Genomic DNA, 16788 nt, shown 5'->3' with positions numbered 1-16788 from the left:
CCCGGTCCGACCAGCGACTGATACGGCGTAGCCATCATGCATCTGCGCAGCTCGCGACGGCGGCCGGTGCGCACCGAGACGCCACCGGCCCCGGCGCCGACCGAAGCCTTCGCACCGCCGACAGCGTCGACACGGTCAACGCAACCGACGCAACCCACCCAGTCAACAGAGCCGACGCGGCCCGAAGTTCCGGAAGCGCAGCCCGCGTCCGAAGGATTCGGCCACGGCCTGTGGGGCCCGCTGGCCGACCCCACCATCCGCACCCGGCGGGTCGGGCTCAAGGAATCCCTCCGCCGCTTCTGGCCGCTGACCAAGGGCGACCGGCGCTGGCTGCTGTTGGTCTGTCTGTGCGCCGTCGCCGCCGCGCTCGCCGAGACCGCGGCCATCCTGCTCTTCGCCCAACTCACCGACAACGCCCTGCAGAAGGGCTCGGTCAGCGCCTTCTGGCAGCCGGCCGGGCTGTGGCTGACCGTGGCCGTCATCGGCGCGGTGGTGGGCTACCTCGGCAACTCGCTCGCCGCCTGGACCGCCGAGCGCTTCGTGATGCGCCTACGGGCCCGGGTCTTCGCCCATCTCCAGACGCTGCCGCCGCACTTCTTCCAGCGCAACCGGCGCGGTGACCTGGTCGAGCGGCTGACCGGTGACGTCGACGCCATCGAGCAAATGGTGGTCTCCGGTCTGGTCCAGGCGGTCGCCGCCCTGTTCGGCATCCTCTTCTACGCCGGTGCGGCCCTCTGGCTGCGCTGGGACCTGGCCCTGGCCACGTTCGTGCTGGCACCGGTGTTCTGGAGCGCCACCCGCCGCTTCACCGGCCGGGTCAAGGAGGTGTCCCGCCGGGAGCGCGCGGCGGACGGCGCGATCACCTCGGTCGTCGAGGAGGGCCTGGTCAACGTCGTGCTCACCCAGGCGTACAACCGCCGGCACGCGGAGGAGCAGCGCCTGGAGCGGCAGGCCCGCGCATGGTTCCGGGCGTCGGTGACCAGCGCCCGCCTCAACGAGCTGTACGAGCAGATCGTCGAGCTCCTCGAAACGTTCTGCGTGCTGGCGATCATCGGCCTCGGCGCGTGGGAGATCTCCGCCGGCCGGATGACCCTGGGCCAGCTGCTCGCCTTCGCCGCCTTCGTCGGCTACCTCTACCCGCCCATCCGCTCCCTGGGACAGCTGGGCCTCACCGCCACCGAGGCCACCGCCGGCTCCGAGCGCCTGCTGGAGATCCTCGACGCGCGCCCCGCGGTCACCGACCCGCCGCCGTCCCTCGTCGCCCCGCCGCGCTTCACCCGCGCCCTCGGCGAGATCGAGGTCCGGCACGTCGGCTTCCACTACCCCGACAGCCCCGACGAGGTCCTGCACGACCTGTCCTTCACCGCGGTCCCCGGCGAGCTGCTGGTCCTCACCGGCCCCAGCGGCGCCGGGAAGTCCACCGTGGCCGCCCTGCTGCTGCGGTTCTACGACCCTGACACCGGCTCCGTCCGCCTCGACGACATCCCCGTGAACCAGATGCCGCTCGCCCAGCTGCGCCGCAACATCACCCTGCTCCCCCAGGACACCCTCGTCCTGCACGACACCATCGAGGAGAACATCGGCTGCGGCCGCCCGCACGCCACCCACCAGGACGTGGTCCGCGCCGCCCACGCCGCCGACGCCGACACCTTCATCGCCGCCCTCCCCGACGGCTACCGCACGGTCATCGCCCCGGGCACCGCCCGCCTCTCGGGCGGCCAACTGCAGCGCATCGCCATCGCCCGCGCCATGCTGCGCGACGCCCCCGTCCTCGTCCTCGACGAGCCCACGACGGGCCTGGACATCCTGGCCACCCAGCGCATCCTCGCCCCCCTGCGACGCCTCGCCGAGGGCCGCACCACCCTCGTGATCTCCCACGACCTGGACCTCGCCACCGACGCCGACCGCATCCTCGTCCTCGACCAGGGCCGCCTCGTCGAATCCGGCACCCACCCCGAACTCCTCGCCCACGACGGCCTGTACTCCACGCTCTTCCACGCCCATCCGCCGGGCCACAACGGACAGCCGGCCCCGCCGCACAGCCTGGCGGGCCAGCCGGGCGCGTCGTCCTGGCACGGCTGAGGCGCGGGGGCGGGACCGGCGCGTGGGGAGGGGAGCAGCGCGCGGGGCCGGGACCAGCGGGTGGGGACGGGACCAGCGCTACGCCGTCAACGTGCGCCGGCCGCCGCGGTGGCGCCGACCGCCGCGGCGGTGCGGGCGACCGGGTGCAGCGCGGCGTACTCCAGGGGAGCCGACGGATCGACCGAGACATCCAGTGGTGCGGGCTCGGCACCCGCCCGGACCAGCAGGTCCCCGACGGCGGCGATCATCGCGCCGTTGTCCGTACACAGCCTCGGCGGCGGCACGCGCAGAACGATCCCGGCCGCCGCGCACCGCTCCTCCGCCAGCGCCCGGACCCGCGAATTGGCGGCAACCCCGCCGACCACGACAAGGGTGCCGACACCGTGGGCAGTGCAGGCCGCCACCGCCTTACGGGTCAGCACGTCGGCGACCGCCTCCTGGAGCGAGGCGGCACCGTCCGCCACCGGCAGCGCCCGACCGTGGTGCCGCTCGGCCCACCGCGCGGCGGCGGTCTTCAGCCCCGAGAAGGAGAAGCCGTACGGATCGTCGTGCGGTCCGGTGAGCGGACGGGGAAGGGGACAGCGCACGGATCCCCCACGCGCGCTGCCCGGTCGATGGCCGGCCCGCCGGGATACGGCAGCCCGAAGACCCGGGCGACCTTGTCGAAGCACTCGCCGGCGGCGTCGTCCAGGGTGTCGCCGAGGTGCACGATGCGGTCGCGGCCCAGATCGCGGACGAGGAGCAGCGAGGTGTGGCCGCCGGAGACGATCAGTACGACGCAGGGGTCGGGCAGCGGCCCGTGGGCGAGGGTGTCGGCGGCAACATGCCCGGCCAGGTGGTGCACGCCGTACAGCGGCACCCCGAGGGCGTACGCCAGCCCCTTCGCGCCGGCCAGCCCGACCTGGAGCGCCCCCGACAGCCCCGGCCCGGTCGTCACCGCGACCGCCCCGATGTCCGCCATCCGCAGCCCCGCCTCGCCCAGCGCCCGCCGGACGGCCGGCCCGAGGGCGTGCACATGGGCCCGCGCCGCGATCTCCGGCACCACCCCACCGAACCGCGCGTGCTCGTCCATGCTCGACGCCACGGCGTGCCCGAGCAGCCGGCCCTCGCGCACCAGGCCCGCGCCCGTCTCGTCGCAGGACGACTCGATCCCCAGCACCACGGGTGCCGCACACATACGGTCCTCCACCTCCCGGGACACTCCCGGGACACGAGAAACGACGAGGAGGCCGACGAGCCGGGTCGGGTCCATTGACGGCGGCCAGAATAGTTGCCAAGGTTACGTATTTGCGAACTCTGTGCAATAAGGGGAAGGTGGGTGCAGCGGGTGCCGTCGCCCTACAGGCCCCGAAGCGCTTCGTGGAGATCACCGTAGGCGCTCCAGCAGTCGACACTGCCCTCGTCGGTCAGACTGCCCATGTACCAGTCCTCGTCGTCGACCGGCTTCACCAGACACAGTTCATGGAACCCCAAGATGATCTCGGGCTGGATCCGTTCACGGTCATCCGGTCCGGCCACCCACTCGACGGAGCGGTCGACGGCCAGCGCTACGGCCTCCCGGTCGCCGGAGACGTGGCGGATCGCCTCAAGAGTCCACCCTGCCGGCAGTGGCGCACCCATCAGCCGTCACCCCGTGATCCGGACGCCGAACTCCGGCCACTCGCTCGTCGACAGACCGACCGTTCCCGCGCCGAAGCTCACCGCACCGGTCGTGGTCAGCCCGGAAGCACGTCCCTTGAGGGACCACACGGCACCATCCATGTTGTTCTCCCCGGAGGCGCCGACGGCGAGGTCCGCCCTGCCGTCACCGTTGGTGTCCGTCAGTGCCACGGCCTCCCCGAAATGGTCACCACCCTCCGCCGCCCCCGGGATCCCGGCGGATCCCTGGTCGTACGCGTGTGCCGAGGTGGTGGCGAGACCACTGGCCGAACCCGGGATCACCGTGACGGAGCCCGTGGACTCCGCCGCGCCGACCGACTCGTAGGGAGCGCCGACGACGAGGTCCGCCCTGCCGTCCCCGTCGATGTCGTCGAGGGCCACCGCGTGTCCGAAGTTGTCGTTCGTTTCCGAGGCGCCGGGGATTCCCTCGGTGTTCTGGGTGATGGTCACGGTGGGGCGCGAGGTGTCACGGCCGCCGGCCGAGCCGTAGGTGAGGGAAACGTTGCCCCCCGGAGTCGTGCCCGCCATCGAGGACCGCTGATCCCACGGGTGGCCGGTGGCGATGTCGGCGTACCCGTCGCCGTCCACATCTCCGACTGCCGCTGTCTCGCCGTGTCCCGCATCGCCCGCGTACTGCGGCCGGGACGAGGCACGTCCGAGATACAGGGACTGCTTGTAGAGCTCCCGGCTGTCGCTGTCGTGGCCGCCGACCACGAGGTCGTCGACACCGTCGGCGTCGACGTCACCTGCGGCCAGCGAGATGACCTCGGTCAGGGACGTGGCGGGGAAGCCCGTTCGTCCCCCGAGGGTGCTGCTCTTGGTGGTTCCACCCCGGTAGAAGAAGACAGAGTTGTCCCCGGACAGGCCGACCGCGATGTCGTCGTGGAGGCCGTCCCCATCGAAGTCACCACTGGTGAGAACCTGGCCGTAGCCTCTCGGATGGTCAAGCGGCGGTATCTCCAGAGCGGTGCCGCCGGCCAGTCCCGTGCGGCTGCCCCACAGCACGGTGACCGCTCCGGTGTCCTCACCGGTGCCCGAGCCTGCGGTGGTGTCTTCGCCGGGAGCGCCGACGGCGAGGTCTGCGTAACCGTCGTTGTTGAAATCGCCGAACGCGGTGGCTGCGCCGAAACGGTCTCCCTCTTCGGACGCGCCGGGCACCCCGCTGGAGCTCTGCGAGACGACCTGCGTTCTGCCGCTCTGCAAGCCGCTGGACGAGCCGTAGGTGATGACCACTGCTCCCGCCTGGTCGTGACCTCCGACGACTGCGCCCGGCGCGGAAACCGCGAGATCGCGATAGCCGTCACCGTTGAAGTCATCCGCGTACTTGGCGGAGGCCGCCGTCGACGGCGCGGCGGTGACCACCAGCAGGCCCCCGGCCAGCGCGGCGACCGATACCGCAGCCAGGGCGGTGCGGACGTTCTTGTGCATCGACGCTCTCCTGCAACATGCGGGATGCCGGGCGAGCACCCTCGTACGAACGGACCGGATCTCCCGCATTCGCCCGGAGTCGCCCATGGGGCCACGAGATGATCAGCGCCCCCAAACGACGAAGGCCCCGACCGGCGAACCGGTCGGGGCCTTCCATCAGGCGGAGGATACGAGATTCGAACTCGTGAGGGGTTGCCCCCAACACGCTTTCCAAATGTTCGTCTGGGGGTCCGGAGGGGTTCGAGAACGTCCTGACCTGCGAAGGGCCAGGTGAGGGCATGGCCTCTGAACGGTGCCGGACGTGCCCGAATGAGACCAGAACTGAGACCGTGGTTCATTCGGTAGGCCAAGTTTGGCTGGTCGAATCAGCCCTGGTAGCGCCGAATGCCTCGGCCTTGCTGCCGCGGCGAATCGGTCTTGGCCAGCAGCCGCTATTCGGCCTCGGCGTCCAGGTCGAGCGCCTCTTCCTCGACCGCGAGGTAGGTGTCTGCGGTCGCCGCCTCCAGAAATCCCTCCTCCCTTGGGAGTGCGAGGCGCGGAGCCAGATCGATGAGGTGCATCCAGGAGCCACGGTCCCCCATCGTGAAACCGTCTCGTACGGACCGGAGCTGGTCGTCCCGCTGTTCCTCTCGGACTTCTCGCAGGTACTCCTGGACCTCGGCGATCCTTTCCTCGTACGCGCGATCGCTCAGCTGTCGTTCGGGCAGCCGCGCGACTGTACCGTCCGCGGGCTGAACTTCGCGGGGCAGTTCCTCCAGATATTTGGGCCGCTCATCCCGGACCCGGGCGACGACGCGACGTTCCTCGTAGGCCAGCGCACGGCACGCGCCGTACAGACGCCGTGACATCCCGAGCATGAGATCCGTTCCCGGCAGTCGTCCCGTCAGCATGTCCAGGCCGTTCTGTTGCCTAACGGCCTCGTCCCCGGCATCAGGAGGGACGTGGCGGCGCAGCTCGGTCGTCGCGCGGTCGCTTTCCAGTAGTCGGATCAGGTCTGCGCGCGCTGGCGATCCTTCCTCGGGCCTGCCGACAGCTGTGATGCGCAACCCGTCCCGGGGCAGTGATGTCAGCGCCAGATATGTCAGCATGCGCGACCGAGCGAGCTCCAGGAGCGCCTCATCGTCCTGCTCCAGCGCTTCTTCGCCAGTGCTGTCCCCAGAGTCGCCCCCGGAGCCGCCACCAGAGCCGCCACCGGAGTTGCCGGTCTTCGGTAGGCCCTCGACATCGATCATCATGAACAGACGCCGTTCCAAGCTGGTGCCGCACAGCACCTTCTGGTGTGTAACGGGCACAAGGGCGCCGATGTCCAGTTGCTTCGCTCCCTTGATCCGGGGACGCAGGCCGAGCCGACGGCTCCCTTTCGCCTCGACCAGCCAGAGCTCGGACGTGGCCGGGTGCGTGCCGAACAGGTCCGGCAGGCTGGACGTCTTGGCCCAGCCGGGTGCCGCCCCCTGTGGTACCGCGCTCTCGGCGTGCGTGGTGGGACCGAGCCCCATCCGCCGGCAGGCCCACTCGGCCATCGTCATGCCGACGTGGTAGCCGAAGGCGCTACGAGTCGAACTCTCAGTTCCGTGGGAGTAGACGACGCTGGGCACGACCTCGCGCCCGGCGCGGACGAGGTAGGCCGAGAGGGGGTACCGGCGGGCCATGATCTCGCGGCGTGCGAGACGGGGGGTGGCAGCGATCCAAGGGCCGATGTTCCGTCCGACGGTGGTCGTGGCGTCGAGGAGGGCACGCCACGTCGTCCCGACCAGATACGCGCCGTCTACAGGGATGCCAGCGCCCTTGGGCCAGGGCTGGTGGGCCGAAGCCACCTGTGCGGGGGAGGGGCGTGGCGCCGGGGTCAGCGGAGAACTGCGGTGGAGGAATACGGGGACGTCGAAGGCGTCGGGTGCGGATAACGGGTTATCCGCGGTCCCCGCCCAGGCAGGCGGCTGCATGAGCTCACTGTGCCACTGGCTCGCGCCGCCGGGTGAATAAAACGAGAATTGAGACCACCGGACGGGCAGCGGACTACCTGTGGAGACAGCGTGCTGGCGTTGATCCGCAGCTGCCAGACGAGTGGTGGCAGGCCCTGAACTCCTCGTCGGATGCCCTCGCTGAACAGCGCACCCTCCGCATCGCCACGCGGGACACCGTCACCATTACCCAGGCCGGCATTACCGAGGCCATCAGCAGCGCCTTCACCGGATCCTTCGACACGGTCGTGGAGCGATGGGCGCCGGCCCATGCGGATCTGAACTGGGCCAACATGACCGGGCCGACGTTCTGTCTCTTCGACTGGGAAGACTGGGGCAACGCTCCCCGAGGACTGGATGCCGCATCACTGTGGGGCAACTCCCTCGCCGTCCCGGGGCTGGCCGACCGAGTACGGCAGAGTGGCGTAGCGACTTCGAGAGCCGGGACGGCAAGCTGATGACGCTGTTCGTGTGCGCGAAAATCCTCGGACCGGATGCACACCCGGAGGACCCTCGGTTGGAGCCCGCCCGCCAGATGGCGGAGCAGGTCATCGCAGAGCTTCAGGTGGGCTGACCTCGTAGCTGGCCCCGGAGAAGGGTCCGCCCTTGGACTGCTGGGACGGTTGCCACCGTGAGCACCGTTCGGCCAACTGGGACGGAGCGGCGACCCTGGCTGGGGACATCAGAGGGCGCTGCTTTCCATCTCCTGATCTTTTGGCAATGGCTAGGCGATGGGAGGAACCGACCGGGCTGAATAGGCACATGGAGATGGGTGAGAACTGGGCCTACCGAGCCAGGCCGAAGGAGCTGGGCGCCGCGGTTCGCCGTGTTGAGATCGTTCGGGTAGGTGGGAGCGGCAGGTCTGGATGGCTCCATGTACGGTTTCTCGAAGGTGATGACGCGGGACTGCAGGGCGGGGTCAACCCAAGTTCCCTCGTGGCGCGCTGGGAAGACGTCGCGGTACGCGTTGGTGCCGGCTTCGGCTCAGGTGGGGGAGCCGCCCGCCGACGGGCAGGTGCCGCAACCTCCGGCTTCAGCCCGGCGGCTACCGGTCGTTGCTTGCGCGGGGCAGGCTCGGGCCGGTCCGGGTGGTGGCCGTGTTCCAGGTAGAAGCCACCGTCATCGGTGATCGCTGCCTGCCACTTCCCACCACGCTTGGGCATGGTGATGAGGCCCCGGCTCTTGAGGGCACGGGCGGTGATGGCGAGTTCCGGGCTCTCAGAGGTAATCCGTTCCCTCTCCGATGCGGGTGAGCAAGGCCAGCTGTCGATCGTTGAGTGGCGACCATCGGTACATGGTGACCGTCGTACCGGTCCCGTCGAGCTCCTACAACCAGAATGGTGATGTTCCCGCATACTGCTGCCCGAGCGTCGCCACGACCGGACGGGCAGGTCCCCGCTCGAAAGGGATCGTCGTTGGCGTTGCCCAACTCCGGCTGTATGACGGCTGGCGCATCGTTCACCAGCTGGATTGCCGAAGTGAAGCGTCCGGTGGCCAGCAGACAGAAGACGTTCATGACGCGGCAGGAGAAACCACCGGAGTGCCCACACCGTCACTTGGGCATGTCCCAAGCCATGGACGGATCATTGGTGAACTGGGCGATGCTCATGGCGAAGGCGGAGCTGAGTGCTGCGCTCCCTCGACGGTGGGCGCACACCATAGGGGTTACGCGTCGCGCGGCCGATTTGGGGCGGATACTCGGCGACGACGCCGAACTGCTGGAGGCTGCCGCAGCGCTCCACGATGTGGGCTACGCGCCTCGCCTGGCGGCGACGGGGTTCCATCCGCTCGACGGTGCCCGGTTCCTCCGCGATGAGCACGGTGCCGATGAACGGCTGGTGCGGTTGGTGGCGAACCACTCGTTCGCCTTGCTGGAAGCCGAGGAGCGCGGGCTGCGTGAGCCACTGGAGGGGGAGTTCCCGTTGTTGGAGGAGCCGCTGCTGGTGGATGCGCTGGTCTATTGCGACATGACGACAACGCCCGACGGGGAATCGACGACTGCCCAGGAGCGGGTGGCGGAAATTGTGGGCCGTTATGGGGCGGACAGTGTCGTGGGGTGCTTCATCCGCCGGGCGTCGTCGGAGATCTTCGCAGCCGTGGAGCGGGTGGATGCGGCGTTGGTGGCTCAGCCGAGGTAGGGGTAAGTGCCGGCGAGGTAGTCGCCGATCTGCTGGCGCATGCTGGGATGGATGTCGTACTGATCGAGGTCCGCAGGCCGGACGAAGCGGACGCCGTCGGCCTCGTTGTTGATGGTGGGCTCACCGCTGACCGGGCGGCCGATGTAGGTGTTCTCGTACTGCTGGCGGATCTCACCGTCGGTGTAAGCGACGATGTGGTGGGGATTGGTGTAGACGCCGAGGAAGCCGGTGATCTCGGCAACGATGCCGGTTTCCTCCAGGCATTCGCGCACCGCGCACTGTGCCGCGGTCTCCCCGATGTCCTGGGCGCCGCCGGGGAGGGCCCACTGGCCCGTGTCGCGGCGTCGCTGAAGCAGGATCGCGCCGTCGTCGTCGACGACGAGGAGATTGCTGGCGGGGATGAGGGTGTTCGCCTTGGGGGCGGTGGGGTCGTTGTAGTACTCAGTCCTGCCCATGTACGGCGGTGCCCTCCTGGTCGGGGGTCCAGGGCCGTGCGTCGGCCCAGACTGCTTCGAAGCATTGAGCGTAGTTGTCGAACCACCCTGTGGCGTCAGCCCGCTTGAGGTGGAGGAGTGGATTGGCGCTGGCCGGCTGGCCCCAGACGTGGGGGTTGACGAGCAGGTTGTCGTCGTAGCGGAAGAGGGAGGCGTACAGCGTGGTGTCGTGCAGCCGCACATCACAGCCTGCCTCGGGGAGTAGGGGGCGGTAGTAGGTCAGGGAGGCGCGGATCTTGGCTGCGAGGGTGTCGCCGATGCCTTCCTCGCGGCCCCGGAGAGCGACAGCCTGGCCACTCGGGTCACCGAAGCACAGGCGTACCCGGACGCCGGCGGCTGCGCGCTCGGCGAGCATCTTGGCGACGTGGGGGTTGGACTGGGCAAAGAAGGTCCCGGAGAAGACGAGTACGCAGATCTGCTCCTGGGCCTCCATCAGTAGCTGGAGCCACATGTCTCGGGGGACGCTGGCGCGGTTCTGGTAGCTGCCGACGAGCTCGGTGCCTAATCCGGCGTCAGGGCGGCTGCCGTGCGGAGGAGGAGTGGGCCACAGGAACGTCTCTTCCACACGTAGGAGCTGCGCGGCACGGAAGCGGTGTCTCCGGTGAGGCACGCGCCCGCCGAGCCAGCGACCGACGGTTTTGGGATCCACCTCGCAGGCTTCGGCGAGCGACTCGGGCGAGACGCCGCGTTGGGCGAGTACGGAGTGAAGTCGCTCGTTCACGGATGTCATGAAAGTCGAGGCGGTCGTGATCCGGCAAGGACGTTTTGGGACGTTCTCGAAAGGTGGGGCTGTAGCCGATCCCTACCCTGACGGCATGGAGCTCATCGTCCTGTGGGACATCGACCACACGCTCATCGAGAACGCAGGGGTGAGCAAGGAGATCTACGCCGCTGCGTTCTCGGCGTTGGCAGGAGGCCCGCCGGCCGGGCCGGCGCGGACGGAGGGGCGAACGGATCGCCTGATCATGCGGGAACTGTTCATGCGCCACGGTCTGCCTGAGCCGGACTGGGCCGCCGTCGAAACCGCGCTTGCCCGTGCCGGGGAGGAACGCCTGGAGATTCTCGGTAGGCGAGGGACCGTCCTCCCTGGAGTGCGCGACGCCCTCAAGGCGGCTTCGGCGCATGACGGCTGGGTCTCGTCCGTTCTGACGGGCAACATCGCGGCCAACGCACACGTGAAACTGTCGGCGTTTCACCTGGGTTCCTTGCTGGACTTGGCTGTTGGGGCCTACGGGGCTGACGCGGAGCAGCGTCCCGACCTTGTGGGGGTTGCCCGCGAGCGAGCCCGGCGAGTCCGTGGGGTGCGGGCTGACGTGCCGGTGGCGCTGGTGGGGGACACGCCGCGGGATGTCCAAGCTGCTCTTGCCACGGGGTCCGGGATCGTCGCGGTTGCTTCAGGCGTTCACAGTCCTGAAGAACTGGCTGCTGCCGGGGCGGACGTAGTGCTCTCTGATCTGGCGGACACAGCGCAGGTTCTGCGGATTTTGGAGAGCTTCGCGGCGCGCTGAAACGTCCCAGGACGTCTTCGAGAGCGTCCGCATACGAGGTGATGCGGTCCAGGCGGGCTCGGACACTATCGGTCCTCCAACCAGGGAACTGGCCGAAGGGGAATCGCTCGTGATCGAGGACGTCAGCGGGATCCGCGAGATCCAGATGCTGTGCCTACCGGCTGCTGTCCCGCTGCGGCGTCGAGTGCCGCTGCTGTTTTCACAGCAGGCGGCTCCGGCACGCCGACGCAGACAACAGCGGGCCTCTCCCCCTGGCCGTCCAGCCCAGCTGCTCTTGGGGGTCACGTCGTGTTTCTGGAACTGGCCATGCCGTACAGGGTGATCCCCGGCATCGCCGACTTCGCCCGTGGTGGCCTGCCTGCCCCGGCGGCCACCGACGACCGCAACCATTGGGTCGATGGTTACTGCTGGCTTTATTGCGGCCAGCAGTGGACCCGGGTCCTGTGGATCGGTCCCGTAAGCGTGGCCGGCGCCAAGGCGCCGATGTACGCCTGCGGACCGTGCATCCAGAAACTTCAGGACCAGGTCTGGGAATCCCTCCTGCTCAGCGACGGGTCGGCCGAGTCTGCGCAGATCGGAGTTCCTGCTGAAGCGGAATCGTCTGGCGGACGCCCCGGAGGAAGGCACCGAGCGTCAGGAGGGTTCCTGCGCCGCCGCTGAGCGCTGCGTGCTGCCTGCTGTACGGCGCCCAGCTCTTCAGCGTCGCCCCATGCCTGCCCCCTGTGTCTCCCCGGGCGCCTCTGCTCCACATCACCAGCGCCTCCGCACGTCATAGACGTCCCGCCCGAAACGGTCGGGAAACCGGAAGAGGAAGGAGCACGAAGTGCAAGAGAAGCAGCTCTCCGTCGAGGAGGGCCTCCTGGTCGCTGTGGAAGTCCTTACGAGCGTCCGTGACCGGCATGACAGCAACGCCTCCGACCCTGGGCAGGGCTCGTCGGGTGACGGCCCGTGGCCGGGCGGAGACGGGCTGAACCACGTCGAGTAGCCGCTAGTTCTCCGGCGGAGGGGCGGCGCATACCGCCCCTCCGCCTCCCACGTCCCGCGTCTGGCGCAAGGAGGGAGAAACGAATCATGGAGCACCGTTTGGTCCGTGCCGTCGAAGAGGCACTTGGATGGGACGGCCCTGCCCAGCTCGGAAGGGAGTTCGCTCGCGGAAGCATCAGTGATTGCGAAGTCGTGACGAGGCTGCTCACGCCTTCGCGGCTGCTGGACATGGTCATGCGCCGAAGCCTGGCCAACCCGCAGTTCCGGTTCTTCAAGGGTGGGGAGGAGCTGCACCCTGATGCGTACCTGAACCGGCAGGTCACGCCGCGAGGGCAGGCGATACCGATGGCGGACATGCGCCGTGTGGGCAGCCTGCTGCGTGAGGGGGCGACGCTGGTCCTGGACCAGTCGAACGTCTTCGACCCCACGATGGAGGTGGTGTGCCGGGCCATGCAGTGGTGGTCCCGGGAACACGTCCAGGCGAACGTCTATCTGACCACGAACGACGCGTCTGGCTTCGACCTGCACTGGGACGACCACGACGTCCTCATCGTGCAGCTCGCGGGCGAGAAACAGTGGGAGGTGCGCGGTGCCTCCCGGCCCGTTCCGATGTTCCGAGACGCTGAGCGGAACAACACCCCCAGCGAAGAGATCGTATGGACCGGCACCATGAAGGCCCGCGACGTGATGCACATCCCGCGCGGCTACTGGCATGCAGCCACGCGCGTAGGCCGAGGCGGCGGCCACAGCACCCACGTGACCTTCGGCTTCGCCAAGCGCACCGCCGTGAGCTGGCTGACCTGGCTCGCCGACTGGTCCCGGCAGGAAGAGGTGTTTCGCTACGACCTTGATCGCTGGGGCAGCGTCGACGAGCAGCGGGCCCAGCGGATGGCTCTGACCGCCGCGGCCTCCCGGCTCATCGACGCCCGCGACCCAGCAGAGTTCCTCCGGCTCCGCGAACGGGAAGCTCCCCCCGGACGCCACGTCCCGTTCCTGGACATCTTCGGCCCTCTTGGGGCCGTGGCCTGCGTCAGCGAGTTCCCACCCGTGATCACGCAGGACGGCGAAACGGTCGCCGTGGTGGCTGCGGGCAAGAAACTCACCTTCGCGGCCAAGGCACTGCCCGGGCTCCGCTTGCTTCTGAGCGGCCACCCCGTGCGACTGAACGAGGCTGCTCGACTGGTGGGTGCCGAGGTGGAGGCACTGGCGAAGATTCTGGTGGAGGAGGAGCTGTGCGCGAGCGTGACCCCCGAATTGTTCTTGGGCTACACCGGTCTCGCTACGAGCGCCGGATCCTGACGAGCGCCCTGGATCTGGGCGTCGACTCGATCGACACCAGCTTCAACTACCACGGCTTCTCCGCCCACACCGCCTTGGCGGCCGCCGGACGCGAGCTTCTCCCCCGCTTCTGGCTCTCCACCAAGGTCGGCTTCTTCCCAGCCGCCGGCCAGGCCGAGCACTCTCTCGATCCCGCACATCTTCGGGAAGCCGTGGAGCAGAGCAACCGTGACTTGGGCCGTGCCCCGGATCTCGTGTTCCTCCACAATCCAGAACGCTCGGTGAACAGCTCCTCGTCAGCCGCCCAGGACAGGCTGGGTGTGGCATGCGCTGCCGTGGAGAGGGCCGCGACAGACGGGCTGTGTGGAGGCTGGGGCATTGCCTCATGGGATCCTCGCTCATTGACCGGTCTCGTGGACCGCACCCTGCCCAGACCAGATGTAATCATGGTCCGTGCGGGCCTCCTCGCCGGAATCGATGTCCTGGAAGCGTCCGAAGCTCTGGCGACCCACTGGGACCTCGCCCCAGACCAGCTCTGGGGCATGAGCCCCTTCGGGGGCAGCGCGACACAGCCACTGTGGGGCAAGCTGGACCCACGGATGTTCATCCAGGCTCCGCATGACGGCCTGTCAGCCGTACAGGCCGCGTTCCGTGCGGCCTACGGGCTACCGCGAGTGGGAAGAGTCGCCGTCGGTACGGACAGCCCTTCCCACCTCGGGGAACTCATCGACGCCCTGCGGTACGAGGTCCACCCGGCCAGGCTCTGTGCCTACCGGCGGCTCCTCTGCGAACAGCAAGTTCGTCAGCCTCTCTGAAGGTCCGCTGCCACCTGCGTGGCTGTGAGACGTGCGGGTTCAAGCCGAGGGTCCTCGGGGTGGGCGTCCGGGGCCAGAATCTTCGCGCAGACGAACAAGGTCATCAGCTTGCCGTCCCGGCTCTCCAGATCGTGGCGCCGCTCGTGGCGGACTCGCTCGGCCAAAGCCGGGACGGCGAGAGAGTTGCCCCACAACGACGCGGCATCCAACCCTTGAGGAGCCATGCCCCAGTCTTCCCAGTCGAACAGGCAGAACTCCGGCCCGGTCATGTTCGCCCAGTTGAGATCCGCGTGTGCCGGCTGCCACCGCTCCACCGTCACGTCGACACCACCGGGGAGAAAACGGTGGATCGCCTCAGCGACACCGCTCTGCGTAATCATCACGGTGTCCGGAGTGGCGACGCGCCTCGTGTGTTGCTTGGCCAAGGCATCCAAGGACCTGTTGAACGCCTGCCACCAGTCGTCCGACAGCGCGGGGTCGGCGGCGAGGACACTGCTGCCGACGGGCTCACTGGGCAGAAGGTCTGTCTCGTCGACCCGCCACATCACGGCGTCCTCAGGCTGTCTCCATGCAGCGCCTCGGTGCCACTGCGGATGGGCCACTCCCTCCAGGAGGGCAGCACATTCGGTGCCGTTCCAACCTTGACTGCTGATCTTGTCGACGTGGCGCCGCTCAACCCGTACCCAGGTGTCGCGGTCCGTACGTGCGCCCAGCGATCGCCGCTTGCGCACCAGCGTGGCTCTGTCCAACTGCGTTTGAAGAGCGCGCTCGACCTCGGCGAGCACCTCATCAACCGATTCAACTCGCAGATCAACCCGGGCGCTGACAGGAAGAGTGGATGACACTGGGCCTCCTTGGCGATGGCCTGAAACTAGCAAGACATGTAGCTCCACCTCAGAGAATCCCCTCACGCTGTCAGGGGATTCCTCAGCTGTTGGGTCCTAGCTCTCTCGCCATAGCGGCCTGTCTTCCAGTGTGCCGAGACGCGCCTCACCTGACTTGAGGTCAACAAGAATCGGCCAGCAATCCGGCACCATGTCCAGCGGCTCCCGCGTCTCCAGGTATTCCACGCTGTTGAAGGGTGCAATGAAAATGCCGTTCTTCTCCCTGACCCGCTCGTAGTCGATGGACATTTCTGGATCGTATGGGCCGGTTTCCTGCTTCAGTAGGTCTTCGGCGATCTTGAGGGCTGCGGCATGGTCCAGCATTAGTTCGTCCTCATGTATTGATAGCTATCCCAATTATAGGCGTGACTGGCATGCCCATTCTGCCCGTCCAGGAAGATGACGTCGCCATCGCGGTTGATGATGTTGAAGACGTGACCGCCATCCTCATCGCTGCCGTAGACGATCGCCCTTGCGCCGTCACCAGCGTTCTTGAGGTCGCGTACGATCCATGAGAAGGAGCGGGGCCGGAAGTGTTTCCCAGGAAAATTCTGCTCAAGAGTCCTTAGTGCGCCGCGCTTGATGCCCGGCAGGGCAGATGCCGGCGCGCCCTCCAGGGTCCGGTCCACGGCGAGCGCGCAGGCCCGGCAGTTAACTCTGCCCCCTCCCGGGTTAATCAGTTTGTGCAGATCTTCTGTGACCGGTGTCTTGTATTTGTCTCTGAGCAGGGTGGTGCCGCCTCCGCCCTCACCCCAGCGAATGTTACCTACGCTATTGATCTCCGGGCCCTCGGCGATGCGTGTTGCTGCGCTGCGTGCACCGCCGAAGGCGCCTCCCAGCAATATGCCGGACACGCCGGCTACGGTGGCCTCCTTGAGGTTGATGCCCTTCTGGTCTCCGAGGAGGTTGCGGCCGCCCTGGGCGACGACCACGTCGACGGTGATGGCTTCTATGCCGCCGATGGCGGCGGTTGCCAGGACCGTTCCGGCGATCTCGGCGACGGTGGCGGAGACGGCGATGCCGGCGGAGCTTGCTGCGGCGACGATCGCTTCGGTGGCGCCGGCTGCTGCGACTTCGCTGATTCCGCCGGTGAAGAGGGCCAGGGCCGTTCCGGCGACCAGTACCGCGCCGGCGATCTCCAGCTCGTGCTCGATCTTCTTCTTGGCCTCGGCGACCTGGTCGGCGTACTTGTCCAGGGCCTTGGCCATGTCGCGGGCGGCGGTGGCCACGTCGTCGAGGTAGCCCTTGCCGCCGCCGTGGTACTTGCGCCAGAACTCCCCGAACGCCTCGATCGACTTGCCCTTGTTGTTGTCGATGACGTCCTGGGCCTTCTTGTGGCAGGCGGCCGTACAGTCCTCGACGTCGTCGGCGAAGGTGCGCCAAGCGCGGGCTGCCTCCCGGAGTTCGTCCTCGTCGCCCTCAGGCCACCACATGCCCGTGAGGTCTTGGACGATCTCCTTGGCCTTGTCGGCAGCGCCCATCACTTACCGCCCTCAAGGCCGGACTTGGCCGAGTGGTCAGCGTCTTCGTGGTTGGCGGCCATGTCGTTCATGGCCTTGG

15 protein-coding genes and 2 pseudogenes are annotated in these 16788 nt (G+C 68.2%); 8 read left to right on the top strand and 9 right to left on the bottom strand.

Annotated features, from left to right (window positions below; all coding sequences use genetic code 11):
- The first annotated feature begins 36 nt into the window (after positions 1-36).
- Positions 37-2082, top strand: coding sequence for an ABC transporter ATP-binding protein (locus IG62_RS0135580; protein ID WP_234326879.1), 2046 nt, complete (start codon positions 37-39; stop codon positions 2080-2082).
- Positions 2083-2168: 86 nt separating this feature from the next.
- On the opposite strand, the pseudogene tsaD reads toward IG62_RS0135580, so the two are convergent.
- The 4 genes and pseudogenes from tsaD to IG62_RS46760 form a co-directional block, all read right to left on the bottom strand.
- A pseudogene (gene tsaD / locus IG62_RS42665) lies at positions 2169-3259 on the bottom strand (tRNA (adenosine(37)-N6)-threonylcarbamoyltransferase complex transferase subunit TsaD).
- 161 nt (positions 3260-3420) lie between these two features.
- Positions 3421-3702 (bottom strand): hypothetical protein, encoded by a 282-nt coding sequence (locus tag IG62_RS0135570; protein ID WP_030813407.1) that lies wholly within the window; start codon positions 3700-3702, stop codon positions 3421-3423.
- Positions 3703-3708: 6 nt separating this feature from the next.
- Positions 3709-5169 carry an FG-GAP-like repeat-containing protein gene (locus tag IG62_RS0135565; RefSeq protein ID WP_030813404.1) on the bottom strand — a complete coding sequence of 487 codons (1461 nt, stop codon included), beginning with the start codon at positions 5167-5169 and terminating at the stop codon, positions 3709-3711.
- 431 nt (positions 5170-5600) lie between these two features.
- Positions 5601-6695, bottom strand: a complete 1095-nt coding sequence (locus IG62_RS46760) for a hypothetical protein (RefSeq protein WP_158795163.1) — start codon at positions 6693-6695, stop codon at positions 5601-5603.
- Positions 6696-7210: 515 nt separating this feature from the next.
- Between IG62_RS46760 and IG62_RS42660 the strand changes: the two are divergent.
- A pseudogene (locus IG62_RS42660) lies at positions 7211-7701 on the top strand (hypothetical protein); the annotation flags it as partial.
- A 1000-nt stretch (positions 7702-8701) separates the two neighbouring features.
- On the top strand, positions 8702-9265 hold the full coding sequence (locus IG62_RS0135550) for an HD domain-containing protein (protein WP_030813400.1): 564 nt from the start codon (positions 8702-8704) through the stop codon (positions 9263-9265).
- Here the strand turns inward: IG62_RS0135550 and IG62_RS0135545 are convergent.
- Together IG62_RS0135545 and IG62_RS0135540 are read right to left on the bottom strand one after the other, a co-directional pair.
- Complete coding sequence (locus tag IG62_RS0135545; RefSeq protein WP_030813398.1) at positions 9253-9720, bottom strand: NUDIX hydrolase; 468 nt, start codon at positions 9718-9720, stop codon at positions 9253-9255. The two genes, IG62_RS0135550 and IG62_RS0135545, sit on opposite strands and share 13 nt — an antisense overlap.
- Positions 9707-10480 carry a hypothetical protein gene (locus IG62_RS0135540; protein ID WP_030813395.1) on the bottom strand — a complete coding sequence of 258 codons (774 nt, stop codon included), beginning with the start codon at positions 10478-10480 and terminating at the stop codon, positions 9707-9709. Before IG62_RS0135540 ends, IG62_RS0135545 begins: the two co-directional genes overlap by 14 nt.
- Before the next feature lie 94 nt (positions 10481-10574).
- Between IG62_RS0135540 and IG62_RS0135535 the strand changes: the two genes are divergently transcribed.
- The 5 genes from IG62_RS0135535 (at position 10575) to IG62_RS0135520 (ending at position 14344) form a co-directional block, all read left to right on the top strand.
- A complete protein-coding gene (locus IG62_RS0135535) occupies positions 10575-11267 on the top strand; it encodes an HAD family hydrolase (RefSeq protein WP_030813392.1) in 693 nt (230 codons plus the stop codon).
- Between the two features lie 288 nt (positions 11268-11555).
- Positions 11556-11927, top strand: coding sequence for a hypothetical protein (locus IG62_RS45620; protein ID WP_107053105.1), 372 nt, complete (start codon positions 11556-11558; stop codon positions 11925-11927).
- 163 nt (positions 11928-12090) lie between these two features.
- Positions 12091-12252, top strand: coding sequence for a hypothetical protein (locus IG62_RS48055; protein ID WP_199812567.1), 162 nt, complete (start codon positions 12091-12093; stop codon positions 12250-12252).
- A gap of 86 nt (positions 12253-12338) precedes the next feature.
- Positions 12339-13550, top strand: coding sequence for a JmjC domain-containing protein (locus tag IG62_RS0135525; protein WP_030813390.1), 1212 nt, complete (start codon positions 12339-12341; stop codon positions 13548-13550).
- Positions 13484-14344, top strand: coding sequence for an aldo/keto reductase (locus IG62_RS0135520; RefSeq protein ID WP_030813387.1), 861 nt, complete (start codon positions 13484-13486; stop codon positions 14342-14344). The genes IG62_RS0135525 and IG62_RS0135520 overlap by 67 nt, the downstream gene beginning before the upstream one ends.
- Here the strand turns inward: IG62_RS0135520 and IG62_RS0135515 are convergent.
- The 3 genes from IG62_RS0135515 to IG62_RS0135505 all read right to left on the bottom strand — a co-directional run bounded on the left by IG62_RS0135515 (position 14332) and on the right by IG62_RS0135505 (position 16709).
- Positions 14332-15189, bottom strand: a complete 858-nt coding sequence (locus tag IG62_RS0135515; RefSeq protein ID WP_030813383.1) for a hypothetical protein — start codon at positions 15187-15189, stop codon at positions 14332-14334. The genes IG62_RS0135520 and IG62_RS0135515 overlap by 13 nt on opposite strands.
- Before the next feature lie 96 nt (positions 15190-15285).
- Complete coding sequence (locus IG62_RS0135510) at positions 15286-15552, bottom strand: YrhB domain-containing protein (protein ID WP_030813380.1); 267 nt, start codon at positions 15550-15552, stop codon at positions 15286-15288.
- Positions 15552-16709 (bottom strand): toxin glutamine deamidase domain-containing protein, encoded by a 1158-nt coding sequence (locus IG62_RS0135505; RefSeq protein WP_030813378.1) that lies wholly within the window; start codon positions 16707-16709, stop codon positions 15552-15554. Before IG62_RS0135505 ends, IG62_RS0135510 begins: the two co-directional genes overlap by 1 nt.
- Between the last annotated feature and the right edge of the window lie 79 nt (positions 16710-16788).

The sequence above is a fragment of the Streptomyces sp. NRRL S-337 genome, assembly GCF_000720175.1.
Taxonomy (GTDB): Bacteria; Actinomycetota; Actinomycetes; order Streptomycetales; family Streptomycetaceae; genus Streptomyces; species Streptomyces siderophoricus.
The sequence above is the reverse complement of the archived record's forward strand: the minus strand, read 5'-3'. Positions and strand labels throughout refer to the sequence as shown.